Source organism: Ornithinimicrobium pulveris, assembly GCF_050261105.1.
Classification (GTDB): domain Bacteria; phylum Actinomycetota; class Actinomycetes; order Actinomycetales; family Dermatophilaceae; genus Ornithinicoccus.
Genome location: NZ_CP189837.1, coordinates 1,433,097 through 1,449,174, shown reverse-complemented (window position 1 = coordinate 1,449,174; position 16,078 = coordinate 1,433,097). Strand labels below are relative to the sequence as shown.

The following is a 16,078-nucleotide window of genomic DNA, read 5'->3' as shown; positions in this document are numbered from 1 at the left end:
TGACCTGCACAAACACCCCGATCAGCCTCACGACGCTCTCATCCGCCATCCACTACCGTGGTCAGGCGACGCCCGCGCCCCGACCCCCAGGAGATCCGATGGTCAACGTCATGCTGGCCGCCGGCATCGCGATGGCCGTGGCGCTCCTGTGCACCCCGCTGTTCATCAGGTATCTCGTCCGGCACAGCTACGGCCAGTTCATCCGCGACGACCTCACCCACCACCATGTCAAGCGCGGCAAGCCCACCATGGGCGGCGCCGTCATCATCGGCGCCGCAATCCTGGGCTATTTCGGCTCCCACGCCATCCTCGGCATCCTCAGCCTCACCGGCGCCTTCGAGGTCACCCACAGCCGGATCTCGCTGAGCGCGCTCCTCGTCCTCTTCCTGCTGACGGGCCTGGGCGTGGTCGGCTTCCTCGACGACTACACCAAGATCCGCAAGGAGCGCAGCCTCGGGCTCACGTCCGGCCAGAAACTCCTCGGCCAGACCGCGATCACCGTGATCTTCGCCCTCGCCGCCCTCCTCGTCACCGACGACAGCGGTCGTTCCCCCGCCTCGACCGCGATCTCCTTCGTCCGCGACACCCCGCTCGACCTCGCCTTCGCCGGTCCCGTGGTCGCGGTCATCCTCTTCCTGATCTGGTCCAACATCCTGATCACGGGCGCCTCTAACGGCGTCAACATCACCGACGGCCTGGACGGGCTGGCCACCGGCGCCTCGGTGATGGTCTTCGGCGCCTACACCGTCATCGCCATGTGGCAGTACAACCAGAACTGCCGCAGCATCCCCGGCCCCAACTGCTACAACATCCCCGACGCCCTCGACCTGTCCGTGGTCGCCGCCGCGATCGCCGGCGCCTGCTTCGGCTTCCTCTGGTGGAACGCGTCCCCGGCCAAGATCATCATGGGTGACACCGGCTCGCTCTCCCTGGGCGCAGCCCTGGCCGGTATGGCGATTCTCACCCACACCCAGCTCCTCCTGGTGGTCCTCGGCGGGCTGTTCGTCATCGTCACGATGTCGGTGATCATCCAGGTGATCAGCTTCAAGCTCACCGGCAAACGCGTCTTCCGGATGGCCCCGCTGCACCACCATTTCGAACTGCTCGGCTGGGCTGAGGTCACCATCGTGGCGCGCTTCTGGATCATCGCCGGCATCTGCGTCGCCGCCGGCCTCGCGCTCTTCTACGGCGAGTGGGTCGCCAACCTCTAGGTCGCCTGTCCCGCCCTACTGCGCCGCGTTCGCACTCTCGAGTCGTCGTCGCAGCTCCGCCACTCCTGTGCCCGACAACGCGTCCAGGTATGCCGTGCGCCCAGCCAGGACCATCACGATCGCCTCGGTCGGGCCGGTGACCTCGGGCGTCGAGGCACCTGCCGAGCCTGACCCTTCGGACACTCCACGCTCGCCCTCGCTGTTAGCCGCGAACCGCCCGTCCGTGGCGGTGAACCGAAGCCCCGTGGCGAGGCTCCGGCTGTTGACCGCGAAGTCCTTCGCGGCGTAGAACTCGGCGACCGTGGTCCAGTCCTGCACGCTGGCCGAGCGCTCAAGACCGAGCGGACGTCGGATGTCCTGGGAGTGGACGAGCACCTCGCCGAGATAGGCAGGCAGATCGCCGGTCGGCGCCACCGTCGAGGTGATGACCCGCTCGAAGTTGGCCAGGGTCTGCGCCGGCATCTGGCCGAGGTGCTCACCCAGACGCCGCGCGTTGTGCACAGCCGGATCGAACCTCGCGGCCACCATGCTCCGGATCCACGCCCAGCGACCGACCGACGCGGCCGCCGTGAGGTGGGCGACGACGTGCTCGACATCCCACTGCCCACACAGCGTCGGCGAGCGCCACTCCTCCTCGCTCAGTCCGCGCAGGTCATCGGCGAGCTCTGCGCGGGCGGCGTGGATCAGCGGCCACAGGTCCTCGTGCTTGGTCGCCCTGTTCATCCTGCTCCTCGCTTCTCGCGCCTCGGGTTGATGGCCCTGTGCTTCCCGGCCATCCCTACCGACTCCCATACGGAGCAGAACTCATCGGTCACCATCCAGAAAAACTGCGCGCGGGCTCATCGGTCGCTCGCGGCCGGTGACGTCGGGTCGCTCGCTTCGTCCCAGTTGCGCTGGATCAGCTCGCGCAGGACGTCCATGTCGACCCCGTCGAGCCGCTTGAGGTAGAGGCAGCCCTTGCCTGTCGTGTGCGGGCCGAGGCGCTCGAGCAGGTCGCCGTTGGAGCCGTAGTAGGTCAGCCCGTACAGCGTGAGCGCTGCCTTCCGTGGCGCCAGACCGATGACGAACCAGTCGTGCGACTTGCCGTCCGCCGTCGTGTAGGCCTGCTGCCCGAAGCCGATCATCGTCCCCCACAGCACCGGCTGGTGACCGGTGATCTGCTCGATCAGCTCGGTCATCTCCTCCGCGTCCGCCCGGCGCCGCGGATTCTCGACCCCCGCCAGGAACTCATCCACGCTGTCGCTGGAGGGCTTGGTCTTTCGATCGCTCACGAGGCCATGTTCGCACCCATGTCGAGGAGGTGTGGGGCCACGACAAGAGTCATGGCCTCGCCCGCGGCCCGCTGAACCTGCGCCGACGCGCACGTCGACCGGCTCCCGCGTAGGTTGGCGACTGGACCATCCGTTCCGTCCAAGGAGCCACATGACCTACCCGCTCTCCCTTGTCGTGGACGGTCAGGAGCACTCGCTGACCGTGGATCCGCGCACGACTCTGCTCGACCTGCTCCGCGACCGCCTGGGGATCATGTCGGCCAAGAAGGGCTGCGACCACGGCCAGTGCGGGGCGTGCACGGTGCTGGTCGACGGGCGGCGGATCAACTCCTGCCTCGCGCTCCCCCTCTCCCACGACGGCGCCGAGGTCGTGACCGCGGACGGTATGGCGCCAGGCAGCGAACTCTCGGACCTCCAGCGGGCGTTCGTCGAGCGGGATGCCTTCCAGTGCGGCTATTGCACGCCCGGCCAGGTCTGCTCCGCCGCCGGTATGTTGCGTGAGTTCGCCTCGGGTGCACCAAGCGTGGTCACCCCGGATCTGGACGCTCCGGCCGAACTCACCGACGAGGAGATCCGGGAGCGCATGAGCGGCAACCTGTGTCGCTGCGGGGCCTACGTCAACATCGTGGCCGCCATCCGGGATGCGGCGACCTCGGATGTCGGGGCAGCGGGACGCCACGATGCGGGGGCCAGCGGACCTCTGCATCCGGATGAGGGGAGGCAGCGATGAAGCAGTTCAGATATGAACGCGTGACCCGACCCGAGGACGCGGTGGCGGCGGTCTCGGAGGGGGAGGATGCGGCATACCTGGCCGGGGGGACCAACCTGGTCGACCACCTGAAGCTGGGCATCACCGCTCCCGGGACCCTGGTCGACATCAGCCGACTCGAGCTGACCCAGGTCGAGGATCTCGAGGACGGCGGGGTGCGGATCGGCGCGATGGTCCGCAATAGCGACCTGGCCGCGCACCCGCGGATCAGGCGGGACTACCCGGCGCTGTCGCGGGCGCTGCTCGCTGGGGCGTCGGGGCAGCTGCGCAACGTGGCGACCACCGGCGGAAATCTGTTGCAGCGCACGCGATGTGTCTACTTCCAGGACGTGAGCACCCCGTGCAACAAGCGGGAGCCGGGCAGCGGGTGCTCGGCGATTGGTGGGTATACGCGCTATCACGCGATCCTCGGGGCGTCGGAGTCCTGCATCGCCACCCTTCCCTCTGACATGGCGGTCGCGCTCGCGGCCCTCGACGCGACCGTGGTCGTGCTCGGAACCGGCGGCGAGCGCCGGATCCCGGTGACGGAGCTGCACCGGCTGCCCGGGGAGGAGCCGCAGCGCGACACCGTTCTCGAGCGGGGCGACCTGATCACCGCGGTCGAGTTGCCGGCGCCGTCGGAGTCTGCGCGCTCGACCTATCGGAAGGTGCGCGATCGGGCGTCCTACGCGTTCGCGCTCATCTCGGTGGCGGCCGTGGTGGATCTGGGCGGTGCCCCGACCATCACCGACATCCGCCTTGCCCTCGGCGGTGTCGCCCACAAGCCGTGGCGTGCCACCCGAGCCGAGGAGGTGCTCCGCGGTCAGATTCCGAGCGAGGCACTCTTCGCCGAGGCGATCGACGCCGAACTCGCCGCGGCCGAGACGACCGAAGACAACGCCTTCAAGATCCCGATGACTCGCGCCACCGTCGTGGCCGTGCTCGCTGAGCTCACCGGGCTCGACCCCCGATTGCGACCCGATCTAGGCGGGCAGAACATCTAGGCGGCGAACGGATTCAGGAGCTCAGCCCCGCTGCCCTGCAGATCCTCGATGTTGGGGGTGACCAGCGTCAGATCAGCGTGTCCGGCGTGAACGGCATCTCCCGCAGCCGCACCCCGGTGGCGTTGAAGATCGCGTTGCCGATCGCGGCGGGCGTCCCGACCATCGCCATCTCGCCGATGCCCTTGGAGCCCTTGGCCCCGAACCACGGGTCGTGCTCAGCGAGGAACTCGACCTCCAGCTCACCCACATCGGCGTTGGCCGCGACGTGATAACCGGCCAGGTCGTGGTTGATGACCTGCCCGAAGCGCGGATCCCGATAGGACTCCTCGAACAGCGCGGCCGAGAGCGCCATCGTCATCCCACCCACCATCTGACTGCGGGCGGTGAGGGGGTTGATGATCGTCCCGGCGGCATACACACCGAGCATCCGACGCACCCGCACCTCACCGGTCACCCGGCTCACCGCAGCCTCGGCGAACTGCGCCCCGAAGGCGTGCCGGGAGAACCGGCTCGCCCCACGCGGCGGCCGGCCTTGCGCCGTCGCCGAGACACCGTCGGGCGGGTTCGGGCCGTGCTTGCGCCGCAGCTTCTCGCAGGCCGCGACGATCGCATTGCCCCACTCATAGGTCCCCGCGCTGCCGCCCGCGACCATCGCCATCGGCGTCCCGGTGCGACCGATGTCCGTCGACACCACGTCCACCGGCACCTCGAGCGCATCCGCCGCGATCTGCCGCAGCACGGTGTGCGCCCCGGTGCCGATGTCGGAGGCTTGGAGAGCGACGACATACCGGCCGCGGTCGTGCTCCACCCGGGCGAACAGGCCGACCGCGTGCGTGTTGGGGAACGTCGTCGCCGCCACCCCGAGGCCGACCAGCCACTCCCCCTCACGCCGCTGCCCCGGCGCCTGCCGCGTCTCCCACCCGAAGCGCTCGGCACCACGCTGCAGGCACGGGACGAGACCGCGCGTGCTGAACGGTTTGCCGCTCTCGGGGTCCACGTCCGGCTCGTTGCGCAGGCGCAGCTCGATCGGATCGATCCCGACCCGGTGCGCGAGCTCGTCCATCGCCGTCTCCAGCGCGAACATCCCGCTGAAGTCGCCGGGCGCCCGCATCCAGGTGCTCGGCGGCACGTCGAGGTCGACGACGCGGTGCTCGGTGTGGCGGTTCGGGGTCGCGTACATGACCCGGGTCGCGACCGCGGACTGGTCGACATTGCGCTTCAGCCGCGCCCCGGCCTGCGTGGAGACGTGCTCGATCATCGTCAGTCGGCCGTTGTGGTCGCTGCCGAGCCGGATCTTCTGGCTGCTGCCGGCGCGGTGCCCGACGGTGCTGAACATCTGCTGTCGGGTCAGCGCGAGCTTCACCGGGCGCGGGCCGATCACCTTGGCCGCCATCGCGGCGAGCACCAGGTGCGGGTGCGGCATCGCCTTGCCGCCGAAGCCGCCGCCCACATAGGGCGAGATGAGCTCGAGCTGGTGCGGCAGCAACCCGAGGAGCGGGGCGAGCATCGGCCGGTGGATCAGCGGCCCCTGGTTGCTGTCGTGCAGGGTCAGCCGGGTCGCGCGCGGGTCCAGCCGGGTGACGTCGTGCCAGGTCGCGATGACGGCGTGCGGCTCGAGCTGGGCGTGGAACTGGTCGGGATGGGCATAGGTCTCCGCCAGTCTGTATGTCGATTCCGACCACCCCTGCTCGACGTCCCCCTTGGTCTCGGTGCCGGGTCGCATCATCACGATGCGGGGGCTGACCGCGTCGGGGTCGTCCGGGTCGAACTCGACCTCGGCGACGTCTGCGTCATACGTGATCTGGAGCAGTTCGGCGGCCTCCCGGGCCGATTCGGGGGTCTCGGCGACCACGCCGGCGACGATCTGGCCGTGGTAGTGGACCTTGGGGTTCTGCAGGATCCACAGTCGCGGGTCGGTCTTGACCCGCAGGCTGGGCGCGTCCTCGTGGCTGAGCACGTGCAGCACTCCGGGGACCGCGCGAGCTGCTGTCTCGTCGATGTGGCTGATCTGGCCGCGGGCGATGGTGGACAGCACCGGCCAGAGGTAGCAGGGGTTGTCCACGGCGTGCTCGTAGGCGTAGGGCGCAGTCCCCGTCACCTTGAGCGGGCCCTCGACGCGCGGAAGGGCCGTGCCGACGCTGGGCGTACGGCCGGGGCGCAAAGCGTCGGGGCCGAGGTGCTGGCGCTCGTCGGTTTCCAGTCCCTCGGTGTCGGGCTCCTGGGTCTCGGGCTCCTGCGTCTCGGGCTCCTCGGTCTCGACAGGGCGGTCAGGGCGCGTGATGGTCACCCGCCCAGCGTCTCAGGACTGGGGCGGCGGCGCATGGGGAACGTCGGGGGCATGGGGAACGTCCGGGGCATCGGGTAGGTCGCTGCGGTGGGGACCGGCGCCGGTGAGGTCCTCGTAGGTCATCCGGGCCAGATCCAGCTCCCGCGTGTCGAGTCTGGCCTGCTCGAGCAGATTCTCTGCTCGCGCGATCCGGTTCTCCTGCTCGGCAGGCGCCATGTCGATCCCCTCGACCGCCACCCGCCCCATCAGCACGAACTTCTCGCCTCGCTCCACCGCATCCCCCGCGGGAAACAGCGTCACCTCCCAGTCAGGGTCTCGGACGGTGAGGATTCCGCCCCGGCGATCATGCTCCCTCTCTCCCAAGTAGGGGAGCTCGTAGCGCTCTATCGATCCTGTCCGGGTCAGGCCGAAGCGGGTTTGATCACTCAAGGGATAGGTGCGACCCAGGAACTCAAGGGTCAAGGAACTCAGCCGCGCACCCATGAAGGACATCACCGTCGGCCCATCCTTCGCCTCTGCCACCGCCGCTTCCGCCTCGCGCAACCGGGCATCGTGAGCGCTCTGCGCCTCCTCGAGTGCCTGCCGGGCGCGCTGCACCGCCTGCTGATGACGGCTGGAACGCTGCGTATGGGGCTTCTCGACGCGCCCCTGGTCCGCCGCGCCGCCAGCGCGACGCAGCCACGCGACCACGCGTCGCACCATGTCTCCACCTCCGCCGACAACCCTATCCGTGGCAGGATCCAGCCCATGGGGATCAACACTCAGGCAGTCCACCTGCGCGACACCACCATCGACGACCTGCGCGCGCTCGGCCTGGCTGCGACGGGCCAGACCATCACCGGGGACGACGCGCTCTCCGGTGGTCAGGTGAGCGCCCTACAGCTCGGACCGGACGTGCTCCTGCTGGACAGCTATCTGGTGGTGGCGCAGGACATCCACACGAGCGGGCTCGCCGTGAGCTCCCGCGTGGTGGAGATCCTCTTCGCCAGCACCTCCGACGTCTACTCGCTGGCCGTCGGCGAGCGCGCCGCTGACGGTAGCCCCACAACGATCCGTCATCTGGTCCGCAGCGTCGACGACATTCCCGTGGACGAGGGGGACCCGATCCCTCAGGAAGCCGAGACGACGCGGCTGGACGAGGACACCTGCCTGCGCCTCTTCGCCTCCCTCACCGGTGTGGAACTGCTGTCCGACAAGATTCTCTGGGCTACTTTCCAGGTGCTCGATGAGCTTCCTCGGGACGAGCCGGCCAAGAAGGGCTTCTGGGGTCGACTCTTCGGCGGCTGAGCGCCGGTGGCTCACCACTGAGCGCCGCAGGCCAAGGCCTCACGCCGGATGCAGTTGCGTCCGCCCTGGTCGATCGGCCATCGCCTCCACCACCGCGAGCGCGCAGAAGGCCGCGATGAACTTGTCCGCGAGCGAGAGCAGCAGGCTCGTCAGCAGCATCGCCACCATCGGGTGATCGATCATCCCGAGCATCCGCTCGACCGTGCCTTCGCCCGCGTGGCCACCCCAGCCGCCGAGCACCAGGATCGGCCAGGCGACCAGCGTGCAGGCCAGCGCGGTCGCCGCCGTCAGACCGAAGAACCTCGGCAGGGTGCGGCCCAGATCGAGGTGGTGCACGCCATACCCCCACAGCAGGGCGCCGACCACGGCGACCGGGACGAAGAAGACCGAGGCCACCCCACTCACCCCCACCCCGAGCACCGAGGACAGGATGGCGACGATCACGGCGGTCCACGGGCCGACGGCCACCGCGACCAGGGCGGTGCCGACCATGTCGAGGTGCAGCGGGAGCTCCAGGCCGACGACCAACCAGCGGCCGATCAGGTTGAGCGTGATGCCCGCGAGGACGGCGCCCAGCAGCAGCTGCGGTGACCACACTCGTCCCGTGCCAGTCGGTTGGACGGACGGGGTTGGCTCCACCGGGGTTGGCTCCACCGGGGTTGGCTTCACCGGCATCGACGCCGGCTCGGTCGTCGCCTCGACACCCGCCCTCGCGAGGCTCAGCGCGCTGGAGTCCACCCCCGCACCCACCCCCGTCTCGACCACCTCGACCGGCAGCGTGACCGGGGAGCGGCGCTGATGCGCCAGCCCGGCCGCGGCCGCGTGGCACCGCGAGCGCCACGCCCGAGCCTCCTCCTCGCTGCCGCCCAGCGCCACGACGACCTCGCCCACCAGTTCGGCGTCCATCCGGCGACGGCCGTCGCGGAAGAGGTCGTAGACCGTGGATCGCGCCGGCCTCGCCGCCTCGGGTCGGACTCCGCGCGCCTGCCGCGCGTCCCCGATCGAGCGCGCGATCTGGCTGAACGACGGCAGCCCGGCCTCGGTGCGCAGTCCCCGCAGGTCGGCGGAGATCGCCTCGAACGTCTCGCTCCCGTGCGGGGCCACGTCGCCTCCGGACCTGTCCTGACCCATCCCTGCCTCCTGCTCAGCCACGGCGCTGCTCCAGGCGGCCGTCCGGGGTTGTCCGGGTTTGCCCGAGGGCGCCCACAGACCCCTGTCCGGCCGTCTTCTCGACTCTAGCGTTCCCGTATGTCGTTTCCCACCCCCGCGCGCACGCTCCTCGCAGCCTGCCTCGCCGCCTCCTTGATCGCCGCCTGCGGCGGCTCTCCCGATGCCGCACCGTCGACCGCCACCCCGGACGGACCGACGCAGACGCACGAGCCACCAGCCGCCGATGACGGGGAGGTGACGGCGACCAGCGCGCCAGGTGACGGAGCTGAGGATGAGGCTGCGAGCACCGATGCTGCGGAGAACGACAGCGAGGGCAGCACCGCGGCCGGCGAGAGCGGCAGAGGAGCTGGCGCGACAGGCGAGGAGTGCGGCGAGCTCAGCGCCCAGGACGCGGTGGAACGGTGGATCGCCGACGTCCCGCCCGCCTTCCCCGAGACGGACCCGCAGGACCGCGAGGCGTTCGAGGCCTGGGGCACGGACAACGCGGAGACGGACGACTACGACGCCTGCGCCGACCTGTCCTGGATCAACCTGAACCTGGTCAACCCGACCGGCTCCTCACCGACAGCGATCATGCTCTTTCACCGCGGCGAGTTCGCGCGACCAGCGACGCGAGCCCCCGTCTCGTCCGGGCACGAGGTCGAGCGGCTGGCCGATGACCAGATCGCGATCACGTACCACTACTTCAAGGACACCGACACCTCGGCGGCCACGCAGAGTGGACGCGCGCGCTCGGTCTTCACCTGGGACGCCGACGAGGAGGCGATCGTGCGGACCGGCGATCTGCCGCCAGGGAAGACCGATGGCTATGAGGACAGCGCTGGTGGTGACGGTTCTGACGCTGGCGGCACCGCACCCGACTCAGGCGGTGGCGGGTCAGCTGGAGGCGGGTCAGCTGGTGGAGGGTCCGGCGCGGGGACGCCACCGGTCCCGGGTGCCTACGCCGGCGGCGGCGGTGCGCTGCCGGCCGGGGCGATCCCCGCCACCACCTTCGCCGACGGCGTGGCCGTCATCATCTCCCCTAGCGGCAACATCGGCTGCGACCTGGGTCAGCACTCCGCCGGGTGCGGAGTTGTGTCCTGGCTGCACAACCAGACCTTCCCCGGTCCGCACGGCGACCCCCTGTGGTGGATCGATCTCACCTCGGGCGCCGAGCCGAGCCTGCTGCCGAAGGGAGACCCGGCGTACTTCCTGCACACCAACGCCCAGGTGATCCCCTATGGCAGCGTTGTCTACAGCGGCGCTTTCGCGTGCGCGTCGCAAGAGGCTGGCTTCACCTGCTGGAACACCACCACCGGCCACGGCGCCTTCTTCAACCGGGAGGGTTTCTGGCCGTTTTGACGGAGGTGTCAGACGGGGCACAAGACGGGGCACACTGACTGCCCCGTCCCTCCACCGGAAGGATGAGACGCACCACCCTAGACATGACGCTAAGTGACGCTTTAAGGTGTAGTTCGATCATCACCATTCACTAGGGGTGCCAATGTCGACCTTCCTCTCCGCCGAGCTGGCCTCGCAACCGCAGATCTGGCAGGCGGTCGCGAACCGGGTCGACGAGGTGCGATCGCTCCTCCCCCAGCGGGGCGAGCGGGTGGCCGCTGTGGGGTGCGGCACCTCCTGGTTCATGTCCCAGGCCTACGCCGCTCGCCGAGAGCAGCTGGGTCACGGTGAGACCGACGCCTTCACGGCCAGCGAGTTCCCGCTCGGACGCAACTACGACCGCGTCGTGCTCATCACCCGCTCCGGCACGACCACTGAGGTGGTGCGCCTGCTCGATGACCTCAAGGCCGACGGCCGCCGACATGTCAGCATCGTCGCCACGCCGGACACCCCCGTCGCAGACCAGGCCCAGGACACGCTGCTGCTGCCGGAGGCGGACGAGCAGAGTGTCGTGCAGACCCGCTTCGCCACCAGCGCCCTGGCAGCCCTGCGCCTCTCCCTCGATGAGGACCTCACGCCGGCGATCACGCAGGCGCAGCGGTATGTCGACGCCTCCGACTCCGAGCTGCTCGCCGGCCTGGCGGACGCCGAACAGGTCACCTTCCTGGGCACCGGCTTTTCGATCGGGCTGGCCCACGAGGCAGCCCTGAAACTGCGCGAGGCCGCCCAGTTCTGGACCGAGTCCTACCCGGCGATGGAATACCGCCACGGCCCGATCAGCATCGCCGCCCCGGGGCGCGTGGTCTGGGTGCTGGGCGAGATTCCAGAGGGCCTGGCCGACGACGTGCGCGCCACGGGCGCCCACCTCGAGCACGTCCCGGGCGCCGACCCGATGGCCGAGCTGGTCCGGGTGCACCGCTACAGCCTGCTGCGCGCCACCCTCGCCGGGGTCGACCCCGATGCGCCGCGCAACCTCACGCGCAGCATCATCCTCACCTGAGGCGCTCAGCCAGCAACCTCATCAGCCGCGCCGCCTCGGCAGCCACGGCTGACCGCCCCGCACCCACGTACTTTCGTGTGTCCACGGTCGGCTTCTCGGACAGGTAGTCCGTCGCCGCAGTGGTGAAGACCTGGTTGAGGTGGGTCGCGATGTTGACCTTCCGCATACCGGCTCGGACCGCCCCCACCAGCCCCTCGTCCGGCACCCCCGAGGACCCGTGCAGCACCAGCGGCACGGGCACGGAGGACGCGAGCCGGACGATCAGGTCCTCATCCAGCGCCGCGGTCCGCTGGGTCATCGCGTGCGAGCTGCCCACGGCGACGGCGAGCGCATCCACTCCGGTGTCCGCGACGAACTGCGCCGCCTCGTCCGGATCGGTCCGCACCCCGGGCGCGTGCACGCCGTCCTTGCCGCCGACCTCACCCAGCTCGGCTTCCACACTCACCCCGGCGGCATGGCACAGCTGGACGACCTCTCGCGTCCGCGCCCGGTTCGCCTCGTCGGACAGCGTGGAGCCGTCGTACATCACCGAGGTCAACCCCACCTCGACCGCCTCCCGCACCAGGTCCACATCCTCGGCGTGGTCAAGATGCACCACCACCGGCTGGGTGCACGCCTCCGCGATCGCGAGGGTCGCGAGCGCAAGCGGGCGCAAGGCCCCGTGATACTTCACGCAGTTCTCGCTGATCTGCATCACGACCGGCAGCCCGGTCGCCTCGGCCGCCGCCGCATACGCCTCGGCGTGCTCCAGCTGGATGACGTTGAAGGCCGCGAGCCCAGCCTCGCGGGCGGCAGCGTCGGCGAGGGCGTCGGTCAGGGTGATCAGGCTCATGAGCCTCTCCGGTCGGTCGGGGTGGGGGGCGGGGAGTCGAGTCGCTCGATGACCGCCGCGCCGGCCAGCTCGGGGACGGCGTCGACGTCCAGATCTCCGGCCAGGTCGGCGAGGACGGACGCGCCGGACCAGGCGATCGCCTCCCGCAGCAGGTCCGGCCAGGCGTCGGGCTCGCGATCGAGGTCGGTGGTCGCGAGCCGGGCAGCGATCGCGGCGGTGGCTGCGTCTCCGGCGCCGGTCGGGTTTCCGCGCAGCACACGCCCGGGGCGTGCTCGCCAGGTCCCCGATCCCGTATGCAGATACGCCCCTTCCTCCCCACTGCTCACCATCGCGGCACTCGCCCCGCGCTCGACGAGCACGCGGGCGGCGGCATACGGATCGTGTTCACCGGTGGTCTCGGCAGCCTCGGCCGCGTTGGGGCGAACGAGGGTGGGACCAAGCTCGAGGACAGCGCCCAGCCAGTCCCCCGAGCCGTCCACGATCACCGCTGCGCCGCCCGCGAGGGCGTCCTCGACCAGGCCGAGCAGCATCCCGAGGTCGGTGCCCGCTGCCAGGCTGCCGCTGATGGCGAGCACTGGTCGCCCGGTGCCCGGCTCCTGGAGCGCGAGCCTGGCCCGGTGGCCCACGTCCTGCCAGGCCTGCCGTGGCGGGGGTGTGCCAGCCTCGTTGAGCAGGGTCGCGACGCCCTCCTCATCGACATGCGCGATGGTGGTGCGGGTGCGGTAGGGCGGCGATGCCGCCACCGTGAGGGGCTCGATGCGGCGCGCGGTCAGCTCCCGCTCCCACCACTCGAGCAGCGCGGTGTCGATCACCGCTGCGCAGAGGTGATCGACCCCCATCCGGGCGAGGACCCCTGCGGTGTTGACACCCTTGCCACCGGCACGGCGACGCGGGGCGTCGACCCGGTGCGACTGCCCAGGGCGCAGGGAGGAGCCCTGGTAGGTCACGTCGATGGCCGGGTTCGGCGTCAGCGTGACGATCACGACTGCTCCTCGGCGCCCACTGTGTCGCGAGCGGGCGCGTCGGCAGCGAGCGCGTCGTCAGCGAGCGCGTCGGCGGCGAGCGCGTCGGCGGCGAGCGCGTCGGCAGCAAGGGCGTCGGCAGCGAGCGCGTCGGCGGCAAGCGCGTCGGCGGCGAGCGCGACCGCCCCCAGCGCGGCGGCGCGATCACCGAGGCTGGCCACCGCCACCTCGATCTCGCGCCCTGGCATCAACAGACGGAGGCGCTCGGTCACCGGCTCGGTCAGCAGGCTCCCGGCATTGCTCAGTCCGCCGCCGAGCAGGAGCAGTCGACTGCCTGCGCCGGCCAGCACCGGCGCAACGACATCGGTGAGCACCCGCACGGCGTGCTGCCACAACGCCACCGCCCGTTTCTCCCCCTGCGCCACGGCATGGGCAAGATCGTCGGCGCCCACGCGTTGGCCCGTGACCTCGCTCCACGCCCGTCCCAGCGCCGCTGCGCCGGCCACCACCTCCAGGCAGCCCCGCGCCCCACAGCCGCAGGGTGGACCGGCTGGATCCACCACCACGTGGCCGATCTCCCCCGTCCACTCCGAGCCCAGCACCAGGCGCCCGCCGCTGAGCAGGGCACCGGCAACACCCGTGCCGAGCGGCACGAAGAGCACGTCGTCGCGGAGGCGAGCTGCGCCATACCGGGACTCACCGAGCAGTCCGGCCCGCACGTCGTGGCCAAAGCCGACCTCCACCCCGGTCGCCGCCCGCACGTGCTCCACGACCGGCAGGTCACGCCAGCCCAGGTTGGCGGAGTAACGGGCAAGGCCGGAGCGTTCCTCGACCAGGCCAGGGACCACCACGCCGATCGCGGCGACCGACGCCTCCACGTGCAAGGCGTCGACTGCTTCGCGCACCACCTCCCCCATCCGCGACCCAATGTCCCGCGGGGTGGGCAGCACAGCTTCGGCGAGCGGAGTCGGGTCCTGCGTGGCGGTCCCGTCCGCGGCACCCCGCGCGAGCGCGACCACCTTGATCCGCGTTCCCCCGACGTCCACGCCGACCAGCGCCTGCTGCGTCATCCCTTGACCGCTCCTGCCGTGAGCCCGGACCGCCAGAACCGCTGCAGCGCCAGGAAGAGCACGATCAACGGGACGACGCCCAGGAGAGCTCCCTGGAGAACGGCGCCGTACTGCGGGTTGAAGTAGCTCATCATCCCGTAGAGGCCCAGCGTGACCGGCTTGAGCTCGGCCGAGCTGATCATCATCAGCGGGAGCAGGAAGTTGTTCCACGTCATCGTGAAGATGAACAGGAAGATCGTCACCATGGCCGGGGCGAGCTGACGCAGGACCACGCCGCCGAAGATCCGCAGTTCGCCCGCGCCGTCGATCCGGGCCGCCTCCAGCAGCTCGTCCGGCACCCCTTCGGCGTAGATCCGGCCGAGGAAGACGCCGAACGGGCTGACGCAGGAGGGAATGATCACCGCCCAGATGGTGTCCACCATCCCCAGTCGCAGGAAGACCAGGTAGAGCGGCACGGTGAGCAGCACGATCGGCAGCAGCAGACCGGAGAGCACCACCAGCTGGACGACCCCCCGGCCGGGGAAGCGGAACTTGGCCAGCCCGTAGCCCGCGCTCACCGAGACCAGCGTCCCGACGACGCCGGCGACCGTGGAGTAGAGGATCGAGTTGCCCACCCAGCGCCAGAACAGCGAGCCGGTCCAGGCCTGGAGCGAGTGGTAGTTCTGGATCAGGTTGTCGCCGATCGCCAGCGGGTGGGTGCGCAGCAGATCGGCATTGCTCTTGGTCGAGGAGATGATCAGCCACATCACCGGGAACATGAAGTAGGCCAGGGCGATGAGCGCGACGGTCCAGGTCAGGATCTGGGTGGTGCGACCGACGCGCAGGGAGGGGGGCGGGTCGGTGGTGCCGGTCATCGCTGCACCTTCCGCTGGGCGAAGGCGTAGATCGCGGCGAGCAGTCCGGCGACGACGGCCATGATCACCGAGATCGCCGAGGCCGGGCCGTCACCGGAGGGCGAGAGGCCGCCCATCATCGTGTAGTAGGCCATCATCATCGGCGTATAGGCATTGCCCATCCAGGGGTTGACGGCCTGCAGCACGACGGGCTCGTTGAAGAGCTGGACGGTGCCGATGATCGAGAGCAGGACGGCGAGGAGCGCTGCGCTGGAGAGCATCGGGATCTTCACCGAGCGGACGATCCGCCACTCCCCCGCGCCGTCGATCCTGGCGGCCTCGTAGAGGTCGTGCGGGATCGCCTGGAGCGCGGCCAGGAAGATCAGCATGTTGTAGCCCATGAAGGTCCACGTCGTCATGTTGGCCATCGAGGCCAGGATGATGTTGGAGGAGAAGAAGTTGATCGTCAGGTCGAGATCGGTGCCGAAGGTGTCGTTGATCACCCCGCTCAACCAGGCCAGCCCACGGGTGAAGGGCGACATCCCGGGGGTGTAGAGGTAGGTCCAGACGAGGGCGGCGATCACGCCCGGTATGGCGTAGGGCAAGAAGTAGGTCAAGCGCAGGACGGGGGCCACGCGTCGCAGCACGTAGGTGTCGAGGAGGAGGGCCAGGACCAGAGCGCCACCGATCATGATCGGGATCTGGAAGGACCCGAAGAGCAGGACCCGTCCCAGGCCCCGCCAGAGCGCCTCGTTGGACAGGGCGGTGGCGTAGTTGTCGACGCCGACGAAGCGATCGACCACCTCACCCCCGCCGTAGAGCCCGCCACCGGTGCTGACCCGGCGGAACATGCTGGCCCAGATCGAGGCGCCGATCGGGACCAGGAAGGTCAAGGAGAAGAGCACGGCGAACGGCGCCAGGAAGAACCATCCCCAGAGCGCTTCCCGGCGCCGTCCGTGCGCGATCACCTGCGTGCTTCTCCTAGACCGTGTCGATGGTGTCGACTGTGTTGACCGGGTCGCT

The 16,078-nt window shown here is 70.0% G+C and carries 16 protein-coding genes; 6 read left to right on the top strand and 10 right to left on the bottom strand.

Features of this window, described 5'->3' with window-relative positions; all coding sequences use genetic code 11:
• The first annotated feature begins 98 nt into the window (after window positions 1-98).
• Entirely contained in the window at window positions 99-1,211 is a 1,113-nt protein-coding gene (gene mraY, locus ACQBAT_RS06645; RefSeq protein WP_420745932.1) for a phospho-N-acetylmuramoyl-pentapeptide-transferase, read from the top strand.
• 15 nt (window positions 1,212-1,226) lie between these two features.
• Here mraY and ACQBAT_RS06640 read toward each other — a convergent pair whose 3' ends face one another.
• The gene (locus ACQBAT_RS06640; RefSeq protein ID WP_420745933.1) at window positions 1,227-1,934 is read right to left on the bottom strand and encodes a maleylpyruvate isomerase family mycothiol-dependent enzyme; all 708 of its coding nucleotides are present in this window, start codon (window positions 1,932-1,934) and stop codon (window positions 1,227-1,229) included.
• A gap of 116 nt (window positions 1,935-2,050) precedes the next feature.
• Entirely contained in the window at window positions 2,051-2,482 is a 432-nt protein-coding gene (locus ACQBAT_RS06635; RefSeq protein WP_420745934.1) for a DUF1801 domain-containing protein, read from the bottom strand.
• Between the two features lie 151 nt (window positions 2,483-2,633).
• Here ACQBAT_RS06635 and ACQBAT_RS06630 point away from each other — a divergent pair, with 151 nt between their 5' ends.
• Window positions 2,634-3,212, top strand: coding sequence for a 2Fe-2S iron-sulfur cluster-binding protein (locus ACQBAT_RS06630; RefSeq protein WP_420745935.1), 579 nt, complete (start codon window positions 2,634-2,636; stop codon window positions 3,210-3,212).
• Complete coding sequence (locus ACQBAT_RS06625; RefSeq protein ID WP_420745936.1) at window positions 3,209-4,234, top strand: FAD binding domain-containing protein; 1,026 nt, start codon at window positions 3,209-3,211, stop codon at window positions 4,232-4,234. Before ACQBAT_RS06630 ends, ACQBAT_RS06625 begins: the two co-directional genes overlap by 4 nt.
• 67 nt (window positions 4,235-4,301) lie before the next feature.
• On the opposite strand, the gene ACQBAT_RS06620 is transcribed toward ACQBAT_RS06625, so the two are convergent.
• Window positions 4,302-6,521: a xanthine dehydrogenase family protein molybdopterin-binding subunit gene (locus ACQBAT_RS06620; protein ID WP_420745937.1), complete on the bottom strand. Its 2,220-nt coding sequence runs from the start codon at window positions 6,519-6,521 to the stop codon at window positions 4,302-4,304.
• Between the two features lie 12 nt (window positions 6,522-6,533).
• Window positions 6,534-7,223 (bottom strand): hypothetical protein, encoded by a 690-nt coding sequence (locus tag ACQBAT_RS06615; protein ID WP_420745938.1) that lies wholly within the window; start codon window positions 7,221-7,223, stop codon window positions 6,534-6,536.
• A gap of 45 nt (window positions 7,224-7,268) precedes the next feature.
• Here ACQBAT_RS06615 and ACQBAT_RS06610 point away from each other — a divergent pair, with 45 nt between their 5' ends.
• Window positions 7,269-7,808: a hypothetical protein gene (locus ACQBAT_RS06610; RefSeq protein ID WP_420745939.1), complete on the top strand. Its 540-nt coding sequence runs from the start codon at window positions 7,269-7,271 to the stop codon at window positions 7,806-7,808.
• Window positions 7,809-7,847: 39 nt separating this feature from the next.
• Here the strand turns inward: ACQBAT_RS06610 and ACQBAT_RS06605 are convergent, their stop codons facing one another.
• Window positions 7,848-8,960 (bottom strand): hypothetical protein, encoded by a 1,113-nt coding sequence (locus tag ACQBAT_RS06605; RefSeq protein ID WP_420745940.1) that lies wholly within the window; start codon window positions 8,958-8,960, stop codon window positions 7,848-7,850.
• A 96-nt stretch (window positions 8,961-9,056) separates the two neighbouring features.
• Between ACQBAT_RS06605 and ACQBAT_RS06600 the strand changes: the two genes are divergently transcribed.
• Together ACQBAT_RS06600 and ACQBAT_RS06595 are read left to right on the top strand one after the other, a co-directional pair.
• Window positions 9,057-10,319 carry an LppP/LprE family lipoprotein gene (locus ACQBAT_RS06600; protein ID WP_420745941.1) on the top strand — a complete coding sequence of 421 codons (1,263 nt, stop codon included), beginning with the start codon at window positions 9,057-9,059 and terminating at the stop codon, window positions 10,317-10,319.
• 142 nt (window positions 10,320-10,461) lie between these two features.
• The gene (locus tag ACQBAT_RS06595; RefSeq protein ID WP_420746200.1) at window positions 10,462-11,358 is read left to right on the top strand and encodes an SIS domain-containing protein; all 897 of its coding nucleotides are present in this window, start codon (window positions 10,462-10,464) and stop codon (window positions 11,356-11,358) included.
• Here the strand turns inward: ACQBAT_RS06595 and ACQBAT_RS06590 are convergent.
• Genes ACQBAT_RS06590 through ACQBAT_RS06570 form a run of 5 tightly spaced genes read right to left on the bottom strand, consistent with a single transcriptional unit; the run spans window position 11,351 to window position 16,023 of the window.
• On the bottom strand, window positions 11,351-12,190 hold the full coding sequence (locus ACQBAT_RS06590; RefSeq protein WP_420745942.1) for a class II fructose-bisphosphate aldolase: 840 nt from the start codon (window positions 12,188-12,190) through the stop codon (window positions 11,351-11,353). The two genes, ACQBAT_RS06595 and ACQBAT_RS06590, sit on opposite strands and share 8 nt — an antisense overlap.
• Entirely contained in the window at window positions 12,187-13,173 is a 987-nt protein-coding gene (locus tag ACQBAT_RS06585) for a 1-phosphofructokinase family hexose kinase (protein ID WP_420745943.1), read from the bottom strand. Before ACQBAT_RS06585 ends, ACQBAT_RS06590 begins: the two co-directional genes overlap by 4 nt.
• Window positions 13,170-14,222 (bottom strand): ROK family protein, encoded by a 1,053-nt coding sequence (locus ACQBAT_RS06580; protein WP_420745944.1) that lies wholly within the window; start codon window positions 14,220-14,222, stop codon window positions 13,170-13,172. Before ACQBAT_RS06580 ends, ACQBAT_RS06585 begins: the two co-directional genes overlap by 4 nt.
• Window positions 14,219-15,076: a carbohydrate ABC transporter permease gene (locus ACQBAT_RS06575; protein WP_420745945.1), complete on the bottom strand. Its 858-nt coding sequence runs from the start codon at window positions 15,074-15,076 to the stop codon at window positions 14,219-14,221. Before ACQBAT_RS06575 ends, ACQBAT_RS06580 begins: the two co-directional genes overlap by 4 nt.
• Window positions 15,073-16,023, bottom strand: a complete 951-nt coding sequence (locus tag ACQBAT_RS06570) for a carbohydrate ABC transporter permease (protein WP_420745946.1) — start codon at window positions 16,021-16,023, stop codon at window positions 15,073-15,075. Before ACQBAT_RS06570 ends, ACQBAT_RS06575 begins: the two co-directional genes overlap by 4 nt.
• Window positions 16,024-16,078 lie beyond the last annotated feature (55 nt).

What these genes read in the sequence shown, in the direction of transcription:
- mraY (WP_420745932.1), top strand. Translation starts at nt 99, where the DNA reads ATGGTCAACGTCATGCTGGCCGCCGGCATCGCGATGGCCGTGGCGCTC.
- ACQBAT_RS06640 (WP_420745933.1), bottom strand. Translation starts at nt 1,934, where the DNA reads ATGAACAGGGCGACCAAGCACGAGGACCTGTGGCCGCTGATCCACGCC.
- ACQBAT_RS06630 (WP_420745935.1), top strand. Translation starts at nt 2,634, where the DNA reads ATGACCTACCCGCTCTCCCTTGTCGTGGACGGTCAGGAGCACTCGCTG.
- ACQBAT_RS06625 (WP_420745936.1), top strand. Translation starts at nt 3,209, where the DNA reads ATGAAGCAGTTCAGATATGAACGCGTGACCCGACCCGAGGACGCGGTG.
- ACQBAT_RS06615 (WP_420745938.1), bottom strand. Translation starts at nt 7,223, where the DNA reads ATGGTGCGACGCGTGGTCGCGTGGCTGCGTCGCGCTGGCGGCGCGGCG.
- ACQBAT_RS06610 (WP_420745939.1), top strand. Translation starts at nt 7,269, where the DNA reads ATGGGGATCAACACTCAGGCAGTCCACCTGCGCGACACCACCATCGAC.
- ACQBAT_RS06600 (WP_420745941.1), top strand. Translation starts at nt 9,057, where the DNA reads ATGTCGTTTCCCACCCCCGCGCGCACGCTCCTCGCAGCCTGCCTCGCC.
- ACQBAT_RS06595 (WP_420746200.1), top strand. Translation starts at nt 10,462, where the DNA reads ATGTCGACCTTCCTCTCCGCCGAGCTGGCCTCGCAACCGCAGATCTGG.
- ACQBAT_RS06590 (WP_420745942.1), bottom strand. Translation starts at nt 12,190, where the DNA reads ATGAGCCTGATCACCCTGACCGACGCCCTCGCCGACGCTGCCGCCCGC.
- ACQBAT_RS06580 (WP_420745944.1), bottom strand. Translation starts at nt 14,222, where the DNA reads ATGACGCAGCAGGCGCTGGTCGGCGTGGACGTCGGGGGAACGCGGATC.
- ACQBAT_RS06575 (WP_420745945.1), bottom strand. Translation starts at nt 15,076, where the DNA reads ATGACCGGCACCACCGACCCGCCCCCCTCCCTGCGCGTCGGTCGCACC.